This is a genomic window from Pseudodesulfovibrio portus (assembly GCF_026000375.1).
Classification (GTDB): domain Bacteria; phylum Desulfobacterota; class Desulfovibrionia; order Desulfovibrionales; family Desulfovibrionaceae; genus Pseudodesulfovibrio; species Pseudodesulfovibrio portus.
In genome coordinates, this window is the sequence record NZ_AP026708.1 from 1,863,143 (window position 1) to 1,885,280 (window position 22,138).

Genomic DNA, 22,138 nt, shown 5'->3' on the forward strand with positions numbered 1-22,138 from the left:
CCTTGTCTTCCACCCGCCTTGTGCTATGGTGATTCCCAACCTCCAACCTGTATCGGCAAACACCATGAATTCCGCCCTCGAATACCAGCAAAACACCGCCTTTGAGCGCAACCGGACCATGGGCCGGCGCATCAACTGGAACGACCAGCCCATACCATTCAAGCTCTACCGAGGCGTCCCGAAGTACAACCTGCCCCAGGAACTCTCCCTGCCCGACACTCCACTGGACCGATGCCTGGAACTCCCGGGCTTCAACCCCGAGGCGGACATGCCCCGCCTGTTGGCGTCGGTCTGCTACCTGACTGCGGGCCTGACCCGCGTGCGCCGCCAGGCCGACGGGTTGACCTTCCATTTCCGGACCATGCCGTCCGCCGGGGCCCTCTACCCAACCGAATTGTATGTCGCATTGCAAAACGTCAACGGAATGAACGACGGACTGTATCACTACAGCCCGTTGGAACACACGTTGACCCCCCTGCGCCAGGGACTGGTCTTTTCCGCGCTGGCGGGCAGCAAGCCCGTGATCCGTTTCTACCTGACCTCGGTCTTCCACCGCTCGGCCTGGAAGTACGGGCCGCGAGCCTACCGTTACTGCCTTCTCGACGCGGGCCACATGGCGGAGAACCTGCTCCTTGCCGCCCGCGTCCACGGCCTTCCGGCCACCGCCGACTATGATTTCGACGACGACTTCCTCAACGAATTCCTTTGCCTCGACCCCGGTCTCGAAGCCTGCGTCACCCAGGTGCACGGCTACGGCTGCGGGCCGAGTACGGCCGTGTACGACACCGTCCCGCCCGTTTCGGACACCCTCCCCGAATTCTGCCGGTCGGCCAAAAACGCCGAGGCACCCCAGGAGGTCCTGGACGTCCACCGCCTCTGCGCCGCCAGGCCGCCGGGCAAACTGCCCGTGGTGCCGCCGCCCAGCCCCGCAGCCAACCGGCTGCCCGAGCCCGAACTGCCCGCGTCCATCACTGCGGCCATGGAAAAACGCAAGTCCTCCCGCAATTTCGTGGTCCGCGACATCAACCCCCGGCTCCTGACCGACGTGCTCGGCTGGGTCTGCCTGGGGCAGCCTGAAAACCCCCTGGTCGGCACCGTGCAGACCGGCGTCCTGGCCAACACCCACTCCGGACTCACGCCCGGACTCCATCACCTGGACCCGCGCACCCGGTCCCTGAGCCTCACGCAACCCGGCAACTTCATGGCCCGGTCCGCTCAGGTCTGCCTGGACCAGGAGTGGCTCGAAAACGCCGCCCTGCACCTGACCTTTTCCGCCGACCTCGCCAGACTCGAATCCCTGACCGGACCGCGCGCCTTCCGCTACGCCCACCTCGAAGCAGGACGACTGGGACAACGCGCCTACCTCGCCGCCACCGCCAACAACCTCGGCGCGTGCGGCATCGGCGCGTTCTTCGATCACGAAGCCGCTGAACTGCTCGGGCTGGAACAGGGGAACCACCTGCTCTACCTCATGGCCGTGGGGCCGGTGAAGTAGGAAGTCTCCGGCGGGTCTGCCGACGGCCCCTCCGGGGGCTCAAGAACCCTTTGAAAAGGGTTCTTGAAAATCTCCCAAACTTTTTGTGTCGCCTGACGGCGAGGGGGGGCGGTAAGCGGGAAAGGGTGCTGTCGGATGTTCCGAAGGAATCGCGTGGAAAATAGAAAGGCTTCGAGAAAAGAATTCCTGAAAAACAAACCCGCGATTTGGGCAAGAAAAAACGCCGAACCATGTTTGAATCATGGCACGGCGTTGCTCGTATTTCTTGTCCAAATCGCCAACCGGCACGGCGGGCCTTGTCGAGGAGCCCCCGCCGAAGGCGGCAATGGGGGTCCAGGGCAGCGCCCTGGTTTCCCCGAAGGGGCCGCCGGAGGCCTCCCCTACCGCAACCGTCTGGCGAATTCCGAGACGATGATGGCCCCGGCCTGAGCTACGTTGAGGGAGTCGAATTCGCGGGTAAAGGGAATATGGAGCGAGTGGTGGGAGAACTTGGCCACGCCGGGGCGAATGCCCTTTTCCTCATTGCCGAGGATGAGCACGGCCGGAGTCTGGAATTCGGCGGTGTAGACATCCCGGGAATCGGAGGTCACGCGGGCGGCGTACAGGGTGAAGTCGTAGTTGACCGCGTCCTTCATGGCATTGGCGAGGTTGCCGACCTTGGCCACCGGCAGCTTGTTGAGTGCGCCCGCGCTGGAGCGTACGGCCCCGGCCCCGAGGTAGGCGCCGTGGTGCTGGCAGACGATGAGTCCCGCACCGCCCAGGGCGTAGACGGTCCGGGCGAGCACGCCCACGTTGCCGGTGTCCTGCACCTGGTCCAGGGCCACGATGAGGGGCAGGGGCGCGTCTGTCGCCTGCTCAAGCAGCGTTTCGAGCGGGGTGTATTCCAGGGCCGCGCACCGGGCCGCGATACCCTGGTGGTTGCCCTTGTACATATAGTCCAGATCCTTGGCGGACACGGATTTGTAGGGCACTTTCTGCGTGCGGCAGAGTTCGATGATCTCCTCAAGGCCCTGGTCATGACGGCCCTTGCGAAAGGCGACGAAGTCCACCTTCTGTGGATTATCCATCAGGAGTTCTTTGATCGGCTTGTTGCCAACTACGTATATTTTACCGTCTTTTTTATCCCGGCCACTATCTTGCATTGGTTTCCCTCTTGGTTGCGTACGGCAATTATTTGCACATCCTTGCCATGCGGCAGGCCGCATCTGTAGTGGTTTTACGCCGCTATTGCAATCCTAGGCAAGGTACGATAGCAGATATTCACGCACCTCAGTCATTCCAGATTTTTTCTAGACTTCCATGTACCGAAAGAATCTGATAATGAAGTGTGGAATTTGGAGGAAAATTTGAAAGCATTCAAATGTGCATATTTACTCGCAATGGCCTTGTTCATTGCGGGATTCGCCGCAGGCTGCAACACCATCCTGAAACCCGGCGTCGACGCATCGCTCCCGAAGGAGTCCGCTGTCGAGGCTGAAAGCCAGGTTCCCGAGGACGCCGAGGCCCTTGAGCCCGAGGTGGCCGCCACGCCCGAAGGCATGGAGCAGGAGGACCTGACCCAGGCCGAACAGGCCGTACTCAACTCCCGATTCGGCCTGCTGTTCGACCTGGAGCCCCACGAGACCAAGGACGTCGAGCTCTTCTTCAACTATTACAACCACAAAGCTCGTAAAACCATGGTGCGGTGGCTGGAACGTTCCCAGACGTACCTGCCCCATGTGCGCCGCATATTCACCAAGTACGGCCTGCCTCAGGACCTGGTGCTCCTGCCTTTTGTGGAGTCCGGGTACAATGTCCGGGCCTACTCCTGGGCCGGTGCGGGCGGCATGTGGCAGTTCATGCGCGGCACGGGCCGTTTGTACGGCCTCAAGTCCGACTGGTGGATCGACGAACGCCGCGACCCCTACAAGGCCACGGACGCGGCGGCCCGCCACCTGCGCGACCTGTACGACAAATTCGGCGACTGGTATCTCGCCCTGGCGGCCTACAACGCCGGTGAAGGCAAGATCGCCCGCGCCCTGAAGCAGGCCAATTGCGACAATTTCTTCGAACTGAAAAAAAAGAACCCCAAGCTTTCCCGCCGCACCCGGTTGAAACGGGAAACGAGGCACTACGTTCCCAAGTTCATCGCCATTTCCAAGATATTCCAGAATCTCGACACCCTCGGCTTTGAGCCCGTGTCCTGGGACAAGGAAGAGGAAGTGGTCACGGTCGAGGTGCCCGGCGGCACCGACCTGCTCGCCCTGGCGCGTGCCGGCAGCATGACCTGGACCCAATTCCACGACTACAACCCGGCCTTCCGCCGCCAGGTCAGCCCGCCGAACACCACCGCCACCGCCTACCTGCCCGTGGCCAAGGCTGACAAGATGATGGCCTACCTGGCCGATCCCGGCTCCAGGCCCTACGCCGGGTACACCCGCCACCGCATCCGCTCCGGCGACTCCTGGTGGCGCATCTCCCGCCGTTACGGCGTGCCCATCTCGGTGCTGAAAAAGGTCAACAACACCCGGTCCAACACCCTGCGCCCCGGCCAATACGTCATGGTGCCCGGCAACGGCTCCACCCACGCCGTGGCCTCCTCCGGCACAGCCTCCACTTCGTCATCCACGTCCAAGACCAGGGCCATCGCCGCCAAACGCGGTAATTACGTGGTCCACTCGGGCGACACCCTGTGGTCCATCTCCCAGGCCTTCGGCACCACGGTCAACACCATCAAGCAGGCCAACGGCCTCCGCTCCAGCCGCCTCAAGGTGGGTCAGAAGCTCTACATCCCCAACAGCTCGAACCAGGCCACCCAGCAGGCCGTCAAGGACGCCGAGAAGGTCAAGACCCAGCTCGTGCACTACAAGGTGCGCCGGGGCGACAACCTGACCTCCATCTCCCGCAAGTTCGGCGTCAAGGTGTCCGACCTCCGCAGATGGAACTCCCTGAACTCGCGGGGCACCATCTACGCGGGGCAGAAGCTCAAGGTATACGTCCAGTAGTACGGAACGAATTCAAAAAGGCCCGGCCAGAAAATTCTGGCCGGGCCTTTTTGCGTGGTTGTACCCGGTTGCAGAATGATTAACCGTCTTATTCCTGACGCAACCGTCCCGCACGGGAGCCTCCCCCCGCACCCCGTTGCCCTAGGCTTGGGAGAGTGGGTCAGTTGTGCATTTTTCGAATGCCGTCCGACCGGAGGCGTGCGGCAGCTCTTAGGTCGAGCTTGCTCGGTCTTAGAGATGGCGACAGCAGAGATAGCAGCGCTACGGTGAGGATCGGACGGTGCTCGGAAAATGTGCAGATGGCCCGCTATCGCAAGCCGGACTAAATGATATCGGCGCCGCTGAGCACAGCCACGAACCGCTTGAACACGGCCATATCGATATTCTCGCGCATGTCGTTGCGGATGAGGGACAGGGCCTCGTAGGGCTCCATGGCCTCGGCGTAGGGGCGGTTGGTGGTCAGGGCGTCGTAGATGTCGGCCAGGGTGATCACCCGGACCGCCTGAGGCAGGTTGTCGCCCATGAGGCCGGCCGGATAGCCGGAGCCGTCCAGGGTCTCGTGGTGGAAGAGGATGCAGTTGATGGTGTTCTGGGTCATGGGCAGGTGCGCGCACATGGACACGCCGTGCACCGGGTGCTCCTTGATGATCTCCCGTTCCGCCTGGGTCAGGGGGCCGCGCTTGTTCAGGATGCGTTTGGGAATCTTGGCCTTGCCCACATCGTGCAGGAGCGCGCCCAGGCCGAATTCGAAGACCTCGGACTCCGTCATTTCATAGGTATGGAACACGGCCACGGAATAGATGAAGACGTGCATGCAATGGGTGTACGTCTTGTAGTCGTGCGAAATGAACGGGGCCACTGCGGCGAGGGATTTCTCGTCGGCCAGGAATTTTATGGAATTCTTGACGATGTTCGTTATGCGATCGAAATGGCGGGCACGCAGGCCGCTGGGGAGCTTGCGGTCGAACACATCCTGGACAACCAGGGTGGACGCCTCGTAAAAGACCTTTGTCCGGACCTCGATGGGCATGGATTCATCAAGCAGGATGGAACCCAGGTTGCGCTCGATGTACTTTTCGTAAAGCGGTTTTTCCGAGCCCTGGACGTAGACTTCGTTGACGCCATTCTTGTGCAGAACCTGTCTGTGCCGGGTGGTGAACTTCTGCCCGGAAGCGGTGTAAAGGACAAAGTCCCCTCCTTGCCAGAGGTAGACTGAAAAGTCTCCCAAAGCCTCCGGGAAAAGCATGACCGGAGAGACAGAAAAGTAAGAAACCGGCCTGGTTCCGCGACAAATAGCATCCATTTCCCCCGCTTGATAAAATAAATGGGAGAGGATTGCTAGCAAAAATCGTGATAATATCTAGAGAACGCGCCGCTTTTTTTGATCAGGCCCGGCCGGAATCGCCCTGGTTTGTCCATGAAAGCTGAGGCGGGAGGCTACCTCCCTTGCAGGACCGGAAGGGTAAAAATGAAGGTGCTTCCCTGTTGCTCCTCGCTTTCCACCCATATGTGACCCCCGTGCCCAAAGACGATGTTGCGGCAGATGGCCAGGCCGAGCCCTGTTCCGCGGGGCCGGTTTTCCAGTGATTCGTCAGCCTGGGTGAATTCCTCGAAGATCGCGTCCAGCTTGGAAGGCGGAATGCCCACGCCGGTGTCGGAGACGCTGATGTGTACGTTGTCCCCCACCAGGCGGGCACGGCAGGTGATGGTCCCCTGGCTGGTGAATTTCACGGCGTTGGATATGAGGTTGACCATGACCTGGATCAGTCTGTCCAGATCCCCACGAATCGGGGGGAGGTCGGGTTCTATGTCCAACAGGGGAATGAGCCCGGAACCCTCGATAATGGATGAAGTGGCCAGGACGGCCCGCTTGATGAACTCGCCGGGGGCCACCGGGGCCATCTTGAATTCGACCTTGTTGGCCTCCAGCTTGGCAAGGTCGAGGACGTCGTTGATCAACGCCGTCAGCCTGTCCCCTTCAGCGGCCATGATATCCATGTTCTCGCCGATCTGGGTGATGGCCTTGATGACCTTTTCGTCGTTGGTGTCGATCAAGGGAAAGATCGTCTTGTCCAACCTTTTGCGTATGACCTTGGCGAAACCCAGCAGCGAAGTGAGCGGGGTCCTGAGCTCGTGCGAAACCACGGACAGGAACTCCGACTTGGCCTTGTTGGCCCTGTCCAGCTCCCTGGTGCGCTCCCGAACGCGAATTTCCAGGAGGTCATGGCTCTTTTTCAGGGCTTCTTCGCTCTGTTTTCGTTCGCTGATGTCCCGGGCCACGATGATGGCCCTGCGTTTGTCTCGATGGGTGACCAGTTGCAGACTTATATCCACGGGAACGGGGTCTCGTTTCTTGTCGGGACAAATCAACTCGGTCTCAAGACGAATCTTCTTGGTCTCACTGTGAAAAAGATTGTCCGCGTGTCGGCTGATGTGGTCGGGCAGAAGGCGTTTGAACGGCGTCCCCACGAGGCTGGAAGCACCACAGTCAAGCATGGCTCTGGTCGAACCGGAAACGTCGAGGACGATCCCGGTATCCGCATCCACCACGAAAATGGTGTCGGAAACCCTGTCGAGCAACGCACGAAAATGCTCCAGCTCATCAAGCCGTTTTCTGAGTTCCGGGTAGTAACTCTTGCTGATGGAACGTTTGCCCAGACCGATAAGTTTTTCTCGATCAGCGGCATGGTTCTTGTCGCGATCAGCAGACACTCTTGAATATCTCCATTACTTCGTCGCGCGACGGCTGCTTGGGGTTGGTCAGCATGCAGGCGTCGGCCAGGGCTTTTTCCGCCAACAGGGGCAGGGCTTCGAGCGTCATGCCCAACGCGCAGAGGTTGTCTTCCACGCCCACGGCACGCTTCAAGCCCCTGAACGATTCAAGCACCAGCTCCTTGACCTCTCCGGCGGGCGCATCAGCGGGAATGACCGTTCCCAGGGATCGGGCAAGCTGTGCGTATTTATCGGGCGCGGCATCGAAGTTGTACTCCGCCACATGATCGAGGAGGATGGCGTTGCACAACCCGTGGGGCAGGTCGAGCAGCCCGCCCAGACTGTGGGCCATGGCGTGCACCGCGCCCAGGATGGCGTTGGAAAAGGCAAGCCCGGCATAGGTGGAGGCAAGCATCATGCCGGTGCGGGCCTCTATGTTGTCCGGCTGCCGCACGGCGGTCAACAGGTGCCGGCCGATGAGCCGCACCGCTTCCAGGGCGTGCAGGTCGGTGACGGCGGACGAGGCGTTGGAAACGTAGGCCTCGACCGCGTGAGTCAGTGCGTCCAGACCGGTGTGCGCGGTCAGTTCAGCGCCCATGGACAGGGTCAGCAGGGGATCGATGAGCGCCACGTCCGGGACCATGGTCTTGGACACGATGGCTATTTTCACCCTGCGGCTGGTGTCGTTGATGATGCAGAACTGGGAGATGTCCGCCGCAGTCCCCGCCGTGGTCGGAATGCAGATCATGGGCGGTCCGGGCCGCTCGACGTTGTCCACTCCCTCGAACTCGATCACGTGCCGGTCGTTGGTGCAGACGATGCCTATGCCCTTGGCGCAGTCCATGGGCGACCCGCCGCCCACGGCCACGATGGCGTCACATCCCTCCCGCCGATAAATCTCCGCCCCTTCCATGACTTCGTATTCGCGCGGGTTGGGAGTCACACCCGTGAAAACGACGCTGTCCACCCCCTCGTCGGCAAGGGAGTCGACGACCTGCCCGGTAAGGCCGAGGGATTCGAGGACAGGCCCGGACACGACCAAGGCCTTCTTGATGGACAGGTTCGCAGCGAACTGCCCCGCCAGCTTTCCCGCCCCGGCTCCGAAGACGAACTCCGGGGCCACGAACTTTCTCAATTCCAACACGTCGCTCTTGCTCATGATCTTCCCGCTGTTGAAGATGAACCCCGCCCGCAGAAGGCGCTTCTCTTCCTGTGTTCTTCTAGCAGGCTACGATTCCTGGACGTCTTCGTCCATGATTATCACAAGGCGCTTTTTCTCTTTGCGAAAGGCCTCAAGGGCCTCGTCCGGGGCAGACCGCTCCCGGCATGCCCGTTCCAGGGCCTCGGCTGACCGGGCCGCCGCATTGGCGCCGATGGAGGTGCAGACGGACCCGAGCGTGTGCGCCAGGGAAACGGCAATGTCCAGGTCGCCGGAGCCGATCGCCTGGCCCAGCTCCTCGGTCATGGCATGCATTTCCGACCGCGCCGTGGCCAGGAAGTCCGCAAACGTAACCGGGTCCACGCCGAGGCGCTCCATGGCCGCATCAGGGGTCCACGGCGTCAGCGCGCCGTCCCGGGCCGGTTCCGGCCTGGTCGGGGCAGGGTCCTCCGTGTCTGATTCCTGTTTGACCGGACGGGGCACGGCACCGATGAGCCGATTGATGATGATGGACAGTTCATGGAAATCCACGGGCTTGGACACGTAATCGTTCATTCCCGCATCCAGGCTCTTTTCACGGAATTCCTTGAGGGCGTGGGCCGTGACGCCGACGATGGGAATGGCCGGATTGGCAATGGGCCCGCCGGGCACTGCGGAGCGGATCGCCTTAGTGGTGGAGATGCCGTCCAGCACGGGCATCTCGATGTCCATGAGAATGATGTCGAAGGGTTCCCGCTTGAGCAGGTCCAGGACCTCCAGGCCGGTCCCGGCCACGGCATAGGTGTAGCCGAGGTCCTCCAGCTTGAGGGTCGTGACCATGACGTTGACGTCGTTGTCCTCGGCCACGAGCACGCGGACGGGGCGGGACGGGGCCTCAGGCAACCCCCGGCTGTCGGTCGCCGGAATCGGGCAACTCACGCCCGGATCGAACCAGACGGTGAAGGAAAAGACGCTCCCCTTGCCCACGGTGGACTGCACCTCGATGTCGCCGCCCATGAGGCCGATGAGCTGCTTGCAGATGGCCAACCCCAGCCCGGTGCCGCCGAAGGCGCGCGTGGTCTGGGAAAAGCTCTGGAAGATCGAATCGAGGAACTCCTGGGGGATGCCGATGCCGGTATCCTCCACCTCGAAGGTGACGCCGATGCGGTCCGCGCCCTCGTCGGAAGCGGGCTCGGGAGCCGTTTCGGGAGGGGCCGGCGTCAGCCGGACCTCGATCCTGCCCCGGTGGGTGAACTTGATGGCGTTGCCCACCAGGTTGACCAGCACCTGCCTCAGCGACAGGGTGTCGCCGCTGACGCATCGGGGGATGGATTCGTCGATGTGCAGGACGAGTTCCAGATCCTTCTGGCGGGCCTGCAGGTCAAGCCCCTTGATGGTGGTCTCCACGTGGAAGGGAAGGTCGAAGTCCGAATGGTCCAGTTCCAGCTTCTGGGCCTCGATCTTGGACAGGTCCAGGATGTCGTTGATGATGGACAGCAGGTGCTTGGCCGAGTCCTGGACCGTGCGCAGGTAATCCCGCTGGTCGTCGGTCAGGTCGGTCTGCAGGGTGATGTCGGTCATGCCCACGATGGCGTTCATGGGCGTCCTGATTTCGTGACTCATGGCGGCCAGGAACTCCGACTTGGTGCGGTTGGCGGCTTCGGCATCCTCCCGGGCGCGCAGCAGGTCTTCGCGGGCGCGGCGGTTCTCGGTCACGTCGTCCCAGGCCCAGATGACGCCCTTGTCCAGGGAGCTGCTGTCAACGGCCTTGGCATACATGCGGCACCAGACAGTGGAGCCGTTCTTGCTGCGGAAGGCCTGCTCGGTGTTGAACTCCCCGCGCTCGAACAGGGCCTTCTTGGAGGCCCGCACAAAGTCGTCCTCGGTCTGATAGTGGCCGAGCAACAGGCTCAGGCTGTTGTCCAAAAGCTCCTGCGGGGAATAGCCGAAGATCTCGGCCCCGCGCCGGTTGATGGTCACGATCTTGCGCCCCACGGACATGGCGATGCCCATGAGCGAGTTTTCAAGGATGGCCTCGAACTTGGTCAGGGACCGGCGGATGCGGTTCTCCGACTCCTTCCGCACGGAGATGTCGCGGACATTGGCCAGGATGGCCTCCCTGCCCCGGAAAACCATGCGCGTGAGATAGACCTCCACGTCGAATTCCTCTCCGGTGTGGGGTCTGCGGGCCCGCCAGTCGAAATGCTGCGGCTCGCCGTTGATGACTTCCTTCCAGACGCTCGGGAGCCGGTACACCGCATTTTCCGGGCTGGAGATATCCTTCTCGATGGACAGGCTCGGGATGTCCGATTCATTCAGGCCGTACATGTCGAGCATGCGCTGATTCACTTCCAGAATCTCACCCTGGGCGTCGTGAATGAAGATCGCGTCGTGGGAGGAATCGAACACGGTCCTGAGCGCCTCCTCCGACCCACGCAACTCGGCGGTCCGCTCCCGGACGCGCTCTTCCAGGTTTCTTTGCGCCCGGCGCAGGTCCTTTTCCGCCTGCCGCCTGCGTGTGATGTTGAAGACAAGGGCCATGATGATGACCGTCTGAATGGCCGCAAACCCCGCGCCGAGCCAGGTATACCCGGTGTATTCGGAATAGAACGACCTGGGGCGGTTGATGATCTTGCTGCCCTCGGGAAGCCTGTCCAGGCCGATGCCGAACCGTTTCATCTGCCGATAGTCGAACATGGGGTTGGCCAGGCCGTCGCGGATGACCGGGATATCCTGCGGGTGGCGCCCGGACAGGACGTGCAGGGCCATCTGGGCCATGGACTGCCCCTGGGTGTAGCCGCCGGAGAGCATGCCGCCCACGATGCCGTGCCCGAGATCGAAATCCATGAGCCCGTAAACCGGAGCCTCGGCGCTCGCGGCCACGGCGCTGCTCGCTTCGGCCACATCGTAGAACCGCCCTGACACGTCGCGGTTGAACACCCCGAAAAGAATCAGGGCGTCCCCGGGCAGTTCCCCGACCTGTTCGAGAAGCCGGTCCAGATCGAGGTTGCCGGAGTACCGCAGCGGAATGGGCGTCGAGAAGGACGTCAGACTCTTCTTGATGGCCCTGGTCACGGCCCTGCCCGTGGGAGTGTAGTCGTTGATGATGTAGATGGACGACGTGCCGGGATGGATCGTCAGCGCCAGCCAAAGGGTGGCGGCCACGTCCATGGACTCGGCAACCCCGGTAAACAGGGGGTGGTCCCTGATCAGGTCATCCGAGAAATTGTTCACCCCGCAAAACACGACCGGCACATCGGGAAAAAGGGAGTCGTGATTGCGGCGCATGAACTCGAAGGCGTTGTTGTCCGTGACCATGATCAGGTCGAACTGCATGCCCTTGTATTTGTGCTCGAACACGTTTCGCAGTTGGCGAATATACGGCTCGTTGAACTCCACACGCTTGGTGTCCATGTACTCCAGGTGCAGGGTGATGCCGGTCTCCCTGGGCCGGAGCACGTCGGACAACCCCCGGAAAATGGCCTCGTTCCAGGCGAAATTCTGATGGTAGGAATTGAGCAGCAGAATCTGCTTCTTCCGGGTGGTCTCGGCCGAAGCAGGCTCTGCCAGGCATGCCAGCAACACGAAAGCGGCAAGGGCGAGGCACGTCACTGAGGGAAAGGCTCTGCGTATCATGGCACCACCGGGTTTGGTTCAGATTCATTTCCCTAACAAATGGAAGAGAAAGAATAAAGCGGGCGGAAGCAAAACAACTTCCATGGTCATGAACCGGGCCGCACTTTTTTACTTTCTTTTTCCGTTTTTTGACTCAAGTCATACTGCGCTGCTCCGCTTTGGGCTAATTCTCGACCCACCGAACGAGAACACCACCCAAAAAAAGGAGTGAAACCATGTTTTGTTACCAATGTGAACAGGCCGCAAAAGGCGGCTGCACCAAGATCGGCGTGTGCGGCAAAACCGACAACACCGCCACCCTCCAGGACCTTCTCCTCCACCTGACCAAAGGCCTTTCCCAGGTTGCCGTGGCCGCCCGCAAAAACGGCATCGAAGACGCCGAAGCCAATCTCTTCACCGTCAAGGCCGTCTTCTCCACCCTGACCAACGTCAACTTCGACGACGCCCGGTTCGTCAAGCTCATCAACGAGTGCGTGACCCTGCGAGACTCCCTCAAGGCCAAGGTCCCCGGCGTGGAGTTCGACGGCCCGGCCGTGCTCGTCCCGGCGCTGGACATCCCCGGCCTGGTCGCCCAGGGCAGGCAGTTCGGCGTGGAAAACGACCCCGAACCCAACCCGGACCTCAAGTCCCTCAAGCAGACCCTGACATACGGCCTCAAGGGCGTGGCCGCCTACGCCGACCATGCCGCCATCCTCGGCAAGGAAGACAACGAGCTGTACGCCAAAATCCAGGAACTCCTGGCCGCCACCCTGTCCACCGACCTGACCCTGGAACAATGCGTTGAAGCCGGTCTCGAATGCGGCCGCATCAACATCCGGGCCATGGAGCTGCTGGACGACGCCAACACCTCCACCTACGGCCATCCCGAGCCCACCGAGGTCAAACTCGGAGCCACCGCAGGCAAGGCCATCCTCGTGTCCGGCCACGACCTCAAGGACCTTGAGACCCTGCTCCGGCAGACCGAGGGCAAGGGCATCAACATCTACACCCACGGCGAGATGCTGCCCTGCCACGGCTACCCCGAGTTGAAGAAATACCCGCACCTGGCCGGTCACTACGGCACCGCCTGGCAGAACCAGAAAAAGGAATTCGCCGAGTTCCCGGGCGCCATCCTGATGACCACCAACTGCATCCAGGACCCCAAGAACTACATCGAGAACATCTTCACCACCGGCCTGGTGGGCTGGCCCGGCGCAGTGCACGTGGGCAACGAAGACTTCACCCCGGTCATCGAGCGCGCCCTGGCCATGGACGGCTTTGCAGCCGACACCGACAAAGGCTCCGTCATGGTCGGCTTTGCCCGCAACGCCGTCATGTCCGTGGCCGGAACCGTCATCGACGCGGTCAAGGCCGGCGACATCAAGCACTTCTTCCTGGTGGGCGGCTGCGACGGCGCCAAGCCCGGCCGCAACTACTACACCGAGTTCGTGGAAAAGACCCCCAAGGACACCATCGTCCTGACCCTGGCCTGCGGCAAGTTCCGCTTCTTCGACAAGCAGCTCGGCGACATCGGCGGCATCCCCCGCCTGCTCGACATCGGCCAGTGCAACGACGCATACTCCGCCGTCCAGATCGCCCTGGCCCTGGCCGACGCCTTCGACTGCGGCGTCAACGACCTGCCCCTGTCCCTGGTCCTGTCCTGGTACGAACAGAAGGCAGTGGCCATCCTGCTCTCCCTGCTCGCCCTGGGCATCAAGAACATCAAGCTCGGGCCCACCCTGCCGGCCTTCATCACCCCCAACGTGCTCAACTACCTGGTCGAAAACTACAACATCGCCCCCATCACCACCCCCGACCAGGACCTCGCCGAACTCCTCGGCTAGTCCCGACTAGACCCAAGAAACAACCCGGCCCGTCAGCAATGCTGACGGGCCGGGTCTTTTTGATGCCTCCGGCGGCCCGAGGGGGAACCTTTCGGGAAAGGTTCCCCCTCGGGGCTCCCCCTCCAAAGCTTTTTGGCGCGCCTGTCGGCGGGTTGTCGGCAAGGCTGACGAAGAGCCGAAGGAGCATGGTTTTCGGTTAGGACTACAATATGGGAGTCGCGAATTTTCCCCGACCGACGACGCCCCAATTATCTATATTTACAGAAAATCAATTTCACCAACTCCACCCAGCCCACAGCCTTCAACAACCAACCACAAGCCCCCCATTCCCACGACCACCAACCTGGCTGCTCCAGCGAAGCGAAGAGCAGCGCAAGGCCCCGGAGGCGTCCCCCCGTAGGGTGAGGACGCCTTTCGCCGGGAAAATGTGCAGGTGGCCCGCTATCGGAAGCCGGGTCACCCCAAATCTTATACGGTGAGAAATGCCTAGAAAAAGGCGCTCATGATGACGTCGATCTGTTCCGCGTACTGTTTCACGGCATCCTCGACGAATTCCTCGGCATCGATCCCCAGCAGTTCCCAGGCCTGTTCATCCAGGGTGGGCATGACGTACATGCCGCCCTGAGCGATTTCCACGGCATTGGCCAGGTTGTCGGCCACGTGGATGATGGCGGGTTCCAGCGGGTTGGGGAACTCCATGGGGGAGTGGTGGAAGTTGATCATGTCGGCCAGTCCCTGGGGGAATTTCCAGGCCTGGAGCAGGGGAGCGCTGATGTCGGTATGGCAGAAGTCCATGACCGTGAGTTCGGCCTCCACCAGGGGAATGGAATTCTCGCGGGAGAAAAGCATGGCCTCGGACGAGGCATAGGGCAGCTTCTTGAACAGGATCAGCCTGCCCACGTCGTGCAGCAGCCCGCCGATGAAGAATCTTTCCGGCGAAAGCCCGGTCTGGGTCCCGGCCAGAATCTTGGCGAAGATGCCGCAGGTGATGGAATGCCGCCAGAACGTCCTCATGTCGATCAGTTCCGGGGGGATATCCTTGAAATAGTTGATGGCCGAAATGCCCAGCGCCAGGGTGGACAGCTCCTTGGCGCCCACCAGGGCCACGGCCCGCGTGATGGAGTCGATGTTCTGGGGGAATCCGTACAGGGGCGAGTTGACCAGCTTGATGAGCTTGGCGGCCAGGCTCATGTCCGTGCTGACCACCTTGGCGATGCGGTCGGCGGACGCGGCCTCGTCCTCGAGGACTTCCTTGATGCGGAAAAAGATATCCGGGAAACTGGCCAGTTCGGTCTCGTGCCTGACGATGGTGGAGGGGTCGCCCATGCCCTTGATGAAGATGTCCTCCATGTGCTCCACGCTGGCGGCGCGGCGGGTGTCCGCATCGGGCAGCTCCCATCCCCCGGCCACGCTCCTGGCGGTCAGTTCCAGGGCGACCCTGAACATATGGATGGAGGGTTCGAAATCCGGGTTCACGTACAGGAAGAAATCACGGACATAGTCCTCGACGGCCATGAGGGTTTCCTCGTCGAGGCTGTCCAGGGAGGGCTCCACGTCGGCCTGGGTCACGCCGATCCGTTTGAGCAGGACCAGGTGGCGGTCTTCAAGCTCGGTGCCGGACTTGAAAAGCATCCGACCGTCAGAGGCGATGAGATCGGAAGCCAGAACCATTCCGGCCTTCAATTCTTCTAAGCTCAGGATACTCAACTTCGTGACCTCCGACAGGGAACGATTCCCTATTTTTCCTTCATGTACGCTATGGTTCCTGGATAGGAAACCGGTTTGAAGACTTGGGATATCTTGTGAAGCGATTCGGAATGGCCGATCATGAGGCATCCTCCGGGATGGAGGTTGTCATAGAACGAGCCGACCACCTTCTTCTTCATGGCGTCGTCGAAATAGATGATGACGTTCCGGCAGAACACGATCTGGGAGCGGGGCACCCGCTTGAGGGACAGAGTGTCGTTCAGGTTCATCTGCACGAAATTGACCATGTTCCTGACGGCCGGGGCGATCTGCCACCCGCCCTCCACTTCCTTGAAATACTTCTTGCGGATGGCGTCGGGCGTGGTCTTGAACGCGTATTCCTTGTATATGCCTTCCTTGCCCCGGGCAACCATCTGGGCCGAAAGGTCTGCCGCAGTGATGGAAATCTTCCACCGGGGCAACTCGAGCCCCAGGGTTTCCATGAGCAGGATGGCCAGGGTGTAGGGCTCTTCACCGGACGAACAGCCCGCAGACCAGATGTTCAATTCCAGCCGGCCCTTTTTGCGCTGTTCATTCAGGGCTTCCTTCAGAACGTTGTCCCGGAAGGCCTCCAGTTGGCGCATGTCCCGATAAAAGCTGGTCTCGTTGGTGGTCACCAGCTCGAAGAGGTGCTTGAGCTCCTCATCCTTTTTCTTGTCGTATTTGAGATACTTGGTGTAGTCGAAAAAGCTGGTCAGCCGCAATTCGTCAAGCCGCTTCGAAAACCGGCTCTCGAAAAGATACTTGCGTTTGACATCGACGAATATTCCACTTTTTTCATATATGAAATCACGCAGTTGCACGAACTCTTCATCCGTGATCCTGACGCCCTTCCGCAAGGTGGTGGACTTGGAAAACAAAGACCCCATTCAATCATTCCTTCTATGCGTACCCAAGGGACACATGGCGCAACCCCGGAAAAATTTGACTCGTAATCCGTACCCCTTATGCTCTGGAATAACAATATACAAATGCCGATGAATCAATCAACGGCGTTATAATATGCCCGCGCTGGCTCCGAGCCGCTCAGGACCCGCTCCACCCCTGCGGCCAGGGAGGCCATCTCCACTTCGCCGGGCACCACCTCAACGGGGCCGAGATAGCGTATCATCCGGGATATCTCGGCCACCAGCGGGCCGCTCCGGGCCAGGCCGCCGGTCAGGATCACGGCGGCCACGTGCACATGGCCGCGCTCGTCGGCCAGAGCCGGGGCCATGGCCCCAACATGCTTGGCCACGGCATAGGCCAGCCCGTCGAAAACAAGGGCGGCCTGTTCGTCGCCCTCTTCGATGCGGGCCACCACTTCGCGCGGATCATTGGTGGCGAGGTGGGCGTACAGCCCGCCTTCCTTGACCACCGCGTGCCTGAGCCCGTCCAGGTCCATGTCGCCCCGCTTGAGCAGGTCGATGACCGGCAGCAGGGGCAACCCGCCGGTCCGCTCCGGGGTGAACGGCCCCTCGCCGTCCAGGCCGTTGGACACGTCCACCACCCGACCGTGGCGGTGCGCCCCGATGGAGACGCCGCCGCCCATGTGACAGACGATGAAATCGCTGCTCGCGTAATCGATGCCCAGCCGGTCGGCCACCATGCGGGCCACGCCGCGCTGGTTCAACGCATGAAAAAGGCTGCGCCGCCTGATCCCGGGCAATCCGGTCAGCCGGGCCGCATCCATCAGTTCGTCCGTCACCGCCGGGTCCACGACGTAGGCGGGGATATTCATCTCCCGCGCCACTTCCAGGGCAAGCAGCGCGCCCAGGTTGCAGGGATGCTCGCCGTACCGGGCCGATTTCAGGTCGGCGACCATATCGTCCGACACGGCGTAAACGCCGCCATCCATCGGGCGCAACAATCCGCCGCGCCCGGCAACGGCGCGCAGCCGGGCCGCGTCCGTACCGGAATCGGCCAGGAACTTCCCAACCTCATGCAGCCGGTAGTCGAACTGGTCGGCCACCCGGACAAACCGGGAAAGGGCCTGCCGGTCGTGCTGGAGCTCCGAGGACGCCAGGCAGTTCCCTTCCTCGAACACGGCCAGCTTGGTCGAGGTGGAGCCGGGGTTGATGACCAGGACGCTCACGACCCGCTCCGGCCGGCCAGCACCGAGGCCAGGGCAATGGAGTGAAATTTGCTCGCGTCCGAGTCGCCCCGGGACGGGACCACCACGGGCACGCGGCTGCCCACCACCACCGAGGCCATGATGCAGCCGGACAGGGTGGACAGCGCCTTGTACAGAACGTTGCCCGCCTCGATGTTGGGCGTGACCAGGATGTCGGCGCTCCCGGCCACCGGATCGTCGAACCGCTTGGTGGCCGCCGCCTCTCTGGAAACGGCCAGGTCCAGGGAGAGCGGTCCGAGCACGCGGGCGTCGCCGAACTCCCCCTGCCGGGCCATCTTGGTCAGGATGTCGCCGTCCAGGGTGGCGGGCATGGCCGGATAGTTGATCTTTTCCGTTGCCGCCAGGATGGCGCACCGGGGCGCTTCGATACCGAGCGCCCGGGCAACGTCCAGCGCGTTCTTCAAAATGTCGATCTTGCGCTGCAGGGTGGGTGCGATATTCACGCCCGCGTCGGTCAGGATCATCACCCGTCCGTCGATGGGCGACTCGAAAACCGCCACGTGGCTCAGGATGCGCGACGGGTGCGGCACGCCGGTCTCCTTGTTGAGCACCGCCTTGAGCAGCATGGCCGTGGACACCAGCCCCTTCATGATGAACCGGGCCTCGCCCTCGCGGAACAACCGAACCGCCTCGAACACGGCCCGGTCGTCGTCGGTGATGTGCAGCTGGCGGAACCGGGAGATGTCCAGCCCCCGCTCGTCCGCGATGCGCCGGGTCTCGTCCATATCGCCGATGAGCACGGGCTCGGCCACGCCGCGCTCGAACGCCTCCACGCCCGCCCGGAGCACGAAGCCCTCGGCGGACCGGGCGATGGCGACCTTGGGCAGGTCCCCTCCCCCGTGCTCCAGGGCTGCCCCCACGAGCTCCTGCAAATTGGTTATGGGTGGGTAGGGCACGGCCTATTCGTCCCCGCGCTTGAGGGCGATCATGCCTGACCGGCACATGGACTTGATGCCGTAGGGCGCGAGAATCTTGATCAACCCGTCCACGCGCTCCTGGTCGCCGGACAGCTCCACGGTGACCGTCTCCTGGCCCATGCCGACCACGTTGGCGCGAAAGACCTCGAAAATCTGCATCAGCTGGCCGGTGTTGGCCCGGTCCATGGACACCTTGACCATGACCAGCTCCCGGTCCACGAAATCCTTGCGCGACAGGTCGTCGATCTGGATGATTGCGTCCAGGGATTCGAGATACTTCTCGACCTCGTCGATGGCCGCGTCGTCGCCGTCCACGCAGAGCACGATGCGGGAAATCTCGGGGTTCTCGGTCTCCCCGGCGGCCAGGGACAATATATTGGCGTTGTATTTGCCGCATTCCAGGGCCATCTGCCCCAGAACGCCGGGCTCGTTCTTACACAAGGCGGATAATGTGCGTATCAAGGGAAACTCCTTGGTTGAGCGTTCGTTCGGCGGCGGTCGGCCGCCCCCCAAGGTTACCCAATACGCGCATCCTTGAAAAGAAAGGATTGCACTGAGTCGGAAGAAGCGGTTTTCGGCTGGCGACAGGGCCGTGAGTGGTGTATGCTGCCTCCATCGTGATCAATTACCTGCGCGAAAAAAAATGGTTCTTCATCACCCTGGTGATCCAGGCGGCCATGTTCCTGTCCCCGGCCCCGGAATCGGTCTCGCCCGACGGCTGGAAGGTCCTGATCATGACCGTGGGCGCGACCATGCTCTTCATCACCGAGCCCATCCCGCTGCCCGCCGTGGCCCTGCTCATCATCCTCGGCCAGATATTCCTGCTCAAGCTCGACTCCTCCCTGGTGGCCAAATCGCTGATGAAGGACTCCGTGCTCTTCATCATGGGCTCGCTCATGCTGGCCGTGGCCCTGGTCAAGCAGAAGCTGGACAAGCGGCTGGCCCTGCTCATCGTCCGCGTCACCGGACCGAACGCCTATCGCATCGCCTTCGGCATCTCGGTTTTTTCCGGCATCCTGGCCTCCTTCATCGGCGAGCACACCGTGGCCGCCATGATGCTGCCCGTGGCCCTGTCCCTGCTCCAGCTGGCCACGGACGACCCGCAGAAACGGCGCGCCCTGGCCGTGCTCTTCCTCTTTTCCATCTCGTACGCCTGCGCCATGGCCGGAATCGGCACGCCGTCCGGCGGCGCGCGCAACGCCATCATGATAGACTACCTGCGCGGCTTCTTCGCCACGGACGATCCCGCCACCTACGCCTATTCCGTCAGCTACCTGGACTGGATGATATACGCCTACCCCATCTTCCTGATCCAGTTGCCGCTCATGCACCTGATCCTGCGCTCCACCTTCAAGACCGACCTCACGGACCTCGGCCCGGCCATCGAGCAGCTCAAGAAGCAGGTGGGCAGCGAAGGCTCCCTCTCGGGCAGCAACTACGTGGCCATCGGCCTGTTCCTGCTGACCCTGATCGGCTGGGTGGGGTTTTCCTCCGAAGTGGGCATGGGCACCATCGCCCTGCTCGGCGCGGTCCTGTTCCTCATCGCCGGGCTGGTTCGCTGGCAGGACATCAACTCCGGCGTCAACTGGGGCGTGGTCCTGCTGTACGCCGCAGCCATCTCCCTGGGCGTGCAGATGCGCGACACCGGCGCGGCGGCCTGGGTGGCCGGGCTGTTCATGGACTCCCTGGCCCCGCTGGGCATGGACCACGGCATCGGCCTGCTGGCCGCGGTCATGGCCCTGACCACCTTCATCACCAACACCATGTCCAACGGCGCGGCCGTGGCCGTACTCGGCCCCATCGTCCTGTCCATCGCCGTGGGCACCGAGACCAACCCGCTGGCCGTGGGCATGGTCACCGCCATTTCCAGCGCCTTCGCCTATTTCACGGTCATCGGCACGCCGGCCTCGACCATCGTCTATTCCTCCGGCTACCTGCGTCCGGGAGACTTCATGAAAGTGGGCTGGCGTATGGCGCTCATGTCGTTTATCGTCCTTTTAGCGGCGTCGAAACTCTACTGGCCCCTGACCGGCCTCTAAGGAGCTGCCCATGACCTCGGACGACAGACTGCGCATCCTCATCTGCATCGGCGGCGGCCCGGATGCCTACGCCGGGCTCAAGTACGCGGCCCGGCTCAGCAAAAAAAGCTGCGCCGACATATCCCTGCTCTTCGTTCGCCCCCTGGACAGCGGGCTGCAGTCCGGCGGCATGGAAGTGCGCGTGGCCCGCGAAAACATCCTGGACTGGGGACTGGAACTGCCCGGCATGACCCAGCTCAAGACCGCCCGGGACATCCTCGTGGACCTGGGCGAGATCACGGACGAAAAAAACCGCGAATGGCGCCACCGCGACATCTCCGGCGATCCGGCCGGCGAATACGTCATCGAATATGAAAACCCCTGCGGCGCGACGATTTCCCTTTGCCTGCGCACCGCCAAGGACGTGACCTCCGCCGTGGCCGACGAGGCGAAACGGTTCAAGGCCGACCTGGTCATCGTCGGCGCGTCGCCCCAACCCATGTCCGGCCTCAAGAAGCTCCTGTCCGCCAAGCCCCTGGCCCTCAAAATAGCCTCGGTCTGCGAACAGTCCATCATAGTGGCCCGGCACCTCGAACCCGGCCACGGCCATTTGGTCTGCGTCCAGGACACCGACCAGTCGCGGGCCATGCTGCCCGAAGCCATCCGCTACGCCCACGCCTGCCAGTGCCCGGCGTCCATCCTGTCCGTGGCCCCCACCGACAAGGACCTGCCGCGCGCACAGAAGGCCGTGGACGAAGCCGCAGCCGCGTTCAAGGCCGCAGGCATCACCCCCCACGAGACCCTGGTCGAAGTCGGCGACCCCGTGCAGACCATCATCACCATCGGCTTCGACTTCTCCCTCATCCTCGCCTCGGAATCGCTCAAACCCTGGTTCGCCAAAGGGTTCAGCGTATCCCACGAGGTGGCCCGGCAAGCCCGGAACTCGGTCATGATCGTGAAGTAGGGATTGATTCCTGCGCCCCGGCAGACCCGCCGGGGACGCCCTAGTCGCGTCGTTTCTGCGGATGCGCCTTGCGCCACTGGGCAGGGGTCATCCTCAGACCGCCCTGCTTCCAGAAGCCGTGTTTCTTGCCGACGGCCAGTTGCTCTGCCGCCTTGAAGGCGGCGTAGCGGCGGATATTGGGTTTGATCCTGACGGCAATGGCAAGACCGGCCTCGAGAATCTCCCGGTTGAGCATCTTGTCGCCCCGGTGGACGTAGGCGAGCACGCGGCCGTAGCGGTCGACCAACTCCTTGTCGAACTCCAGGCGCAGCTTGTGGCCGAAGCAGAACTTGAGAGAGAACTCCTTGGCCTGGAGGCCATACTCCTGCTTGAATTCAGGGGCATCCACGCCGATGAGGCGCACCTCCATGGACCGGCCCCCGGCCTCGACGAGCAGGGAGTCGCCGTCGATGATCTTGATGAAGGTGACCATCTGGGCCGAAGCCGCGCCGGGCAGGAGCAGCGCGGCAAGAATGATGAGGCCGAAAAGGGCATTGCGTGAACTCATGGGAAGGAGCATAAAGTATTTCGTTCAACCATTCCAGTTCGCGGA

16 protein-coding genes are annotated in these 22,138 nt (G+C 62.1%); 5 read left to right on the top strand and 11 right to left on the bottom strand.

Annotated features, from left to right (window positions below; all coding sequences use genetic code 11):
• Nucleotides 1–64: 64 nt before the first annotated feature.
• On the top strand, nucleotides 65–1,495 hold the full coding sequence (locus OO730_RS08990) for a SagB/ThcOx family dehydrogenase (protein ID WP_264981108.1): 1,431 nt from the start codon (nucleotides 65–67) through the stop codon (nucleotides 1,493–1,495).
• A gap of 380 nt (nucleotides 1,496–1,875) precedes the next feature.
• Here OO730_RS08990 and OO730_RS08995 read toward each other — a convergent pair whose 3' ends face one another.
• A complete protein-coding gene (locus OO730_RS08995; RefSeq protein ID WP_407681890.1) occupies nucleotides 1,876–2,700 on the bottom strand; it encodes a TrmH family RNA methyltransferase in 825 nt (274 codons plus the stop codon).
• Between the two features lie 174 nt (nucleotides 2,701–2,874).
• On the opposite strand from OO730_RS08995, the gene OO730_RS09000 reads away from it, so the two are divergent.
• Nucleotides 2,875–4,479, top strand: a complete 1,605-nt coding sequence (locus OO730_RS09000) for a lytic transglycosylase domain-containing protein (protein ID WP_264981111.1) — start codon at nucleotides 2,875–2,877, stop codon at nucleotides 4,477–4,479.
• A 322-nt stretch (nucleotides 4,480–4,801) separates the two neighbouring features.
• Here OO730_RS09000 and OO730_RS09005 read toward each other — a convergent pair whose 3' ends face one another.
• The 4 genes from OO730_RS09005 to OO730_RS09020 all read right to left on the bottom strand — a co-directional run bounded on the left by OO730_RS09005 (nucleotide 4,802) and on the right by OO730_RS09020 (nucleotide 11,965).
• Complete coding sequence (locus tag OO730_RS09005) at nucleotides 4,802–5,707, bottom strand: HD-GYP domain-containing protein (protein WP_323373352.1); 906 nt, start codon at nucleotides 5,705–5,707, stop codon at nucleotides 4,802–4,804.
• Nucleotides 5,708–5,916: 209 nt separating this feature from the next.
• Nucleotides 5,917–7,191 (bottom strand): PAS domain-containing sensor histidine kinase, encoded by a 1,275-nt coding sequence (locus OO730_RS09010; protein ID WP_264981113.1) that lies wholly within the window; start codon nucleotides 7,189–7,191, stop codon nucleotides 5,917–5,919.
• Nucleotides 7,181–8,350, bottom strand: coding sequence for an alcohol dehydrogenase-like regulatory protein ErcA (gene ercA, locus OO730_RS09015; RefSeq protein ID WP_264981115.1), 1,170 nt, complete (start codon nucleotides 8,348–8,350; stop codon nucleotides 7,181–7,183). The genes OO730_RS09010 and ercA overlap by 11 nt, the downstream gene beginning before the upstream one ends.
• A gap of 69 nt (nucleotides 8,351–8,419) precedes the next feature.
• On the bottom strand, nucleotides 8,420–11,965 hold the full coding sequence (locus OO730_RS09020) for a PAS domain S-box protein (RefSeq protein WP_264981117.1): 3,546 nt from the start codon (nucleotides 11,963–11,965) through the stop codon (nucleotides 8,420–8,422).
• A 215-nt stretch (nucleotides 11,966–12,180) separates the two neighbouring features.
• On the opposite strand from OO730_RS09020, the gene hcp reads away from it, so the two are divergent.
• Nucleotides 12,181–13,788, top strand: coding sequence for a hydroxylamine reductase (gene hcp / locus OO730_RS09025; protein WP_264981118.1), 1,608 nt, complete (start codon nucleotides 12,181–12,183; stop codon nucleotides 13,786–13,788).
• Nucleotides 13,789–14,274: 486 nt separating this feature from the next.
• Here the strand turns inward: hcp and OO730_RS09030 are convergent, their stop codons facing one another.
• The 5 genes from OO730_RS09030 to ilvN form a co-directional block, all read right to left on the bottom strand.
• The gene (locus tag OO730_RS09030; protein WP_264981119.1) at nucleotides 14,275–15,459 is read right to left on the bottom strand and encodes an HDOD domain-containing protein; all 1,185 of its coding nucleotides are present in this window, start codon (nucleotides 15,457–15,459) and stop codon (nucleotides 14,275–14,277) included.
• Nucleotides 15,460–15,524: 65 nt separating this feature from the next.
• On the bottom strand, nucleotides 15,525–16,403 hold the full coding sequence (locus OO730_RS09035; RefSeq protein WP_264981120.1) for a CheR family methyltransferase: 879 nt from the start codon (nucleotides 16,401–16,403) through the stop codon (nucleotides 15,525–15,527).
• A 113-nt stretch (nucleotides 16,404–16,516) separates the two neighbouring features.
• Nucleotides 16,517–17,608: a butyrate kinase gene (buk, locus tag OO730_RS09040; protein WP_264981122.1), complete on the bottom strand. Its 1,092-nt coding sequence runs from the start codon at nucleotides 17,606–17,608 to the stop codon at nucleotides 16,517–16,519.
• Nucleotides 17,605–18,543, bottom strand: a complete 939-nt coding sequence (locus OO730_RS09045; protein ID WP_264981123.1) for a phosphate acyltransferase — start codon at nucleotides 18,541–18,543, stop codon at nucleotides 17,605–17,607. The genes buk and OO730_RS09045 overlap by 4 nt, the downstream gene beginning before the upstream one ends.
• A 3-nt stretch (nucleotides 18,544–18,546) precedes the next feature.
• Complete coding sequence (gene ilvN / locus OO730_RS09050) at nucleotides 18,547–19,026, bottom strand: acetolactate synthase small subunit (RefSeq protein ID WP_264981124.1); 480 nt, start codon at nucleotides 19,024–19,026, stop codon at nucleotides 18,547–18,549.
• A gap of 134 nt (nucleotides 19,027–19,160) precedes the next feature.
• On the opposite strand from ilvN, the gene OO730_RS09055 reads away from it, so the two are divergent.
• Both OO730_RS09055 and OO730_RS09060 read left to right on the top strand, forming a co-directional pair.
• Nucleotides 19,161–20,603 (top strand): SLC13 family permease, encoded by a 1,443-nt coding sequence (locus tag OO730_RS09055; protein WP_264981125.1) that lies wholly within the window; start codon nucleotides 19,161–19,163, stop codon nucleotides 20,601–20,603.
• Between the two features lie 10 nt (nucleotides 20,604–20,613).
• The gene (locus OO730_RS09060; RefSeq protein ID WP_264981126.1) at nucleotides 20,614–21,546 is read left to right on the top strand and encodes a universal stress protein; all 933 of its coding nucleotides are present in this window, start codon (nucleotides 20,614–20,616) and stop codon (nucleotides 21,544–21,546) included.
• A 40-nt stretch (nucleotides 21,547–21,586) separates the two neighbouring features.
• Here the strand turns inward: OO730_RS09060 and OO730_RS09065 are convergent, their stop codons facing one another.
• On the bottom strand, nucleotides 21,587–22,093 hold the full coding sequence (locus OO730_RS09065; RefSeq protein ID WP_264981127.1) for a thermonuclease family protein: 507 nt from the start codon (nucleotides 22,091–22,093) through the stop codon (nucleotides 21,587–21,589).
• Nucleotides 22,094–22,138 lie beyond the last annotated feature (45 nt).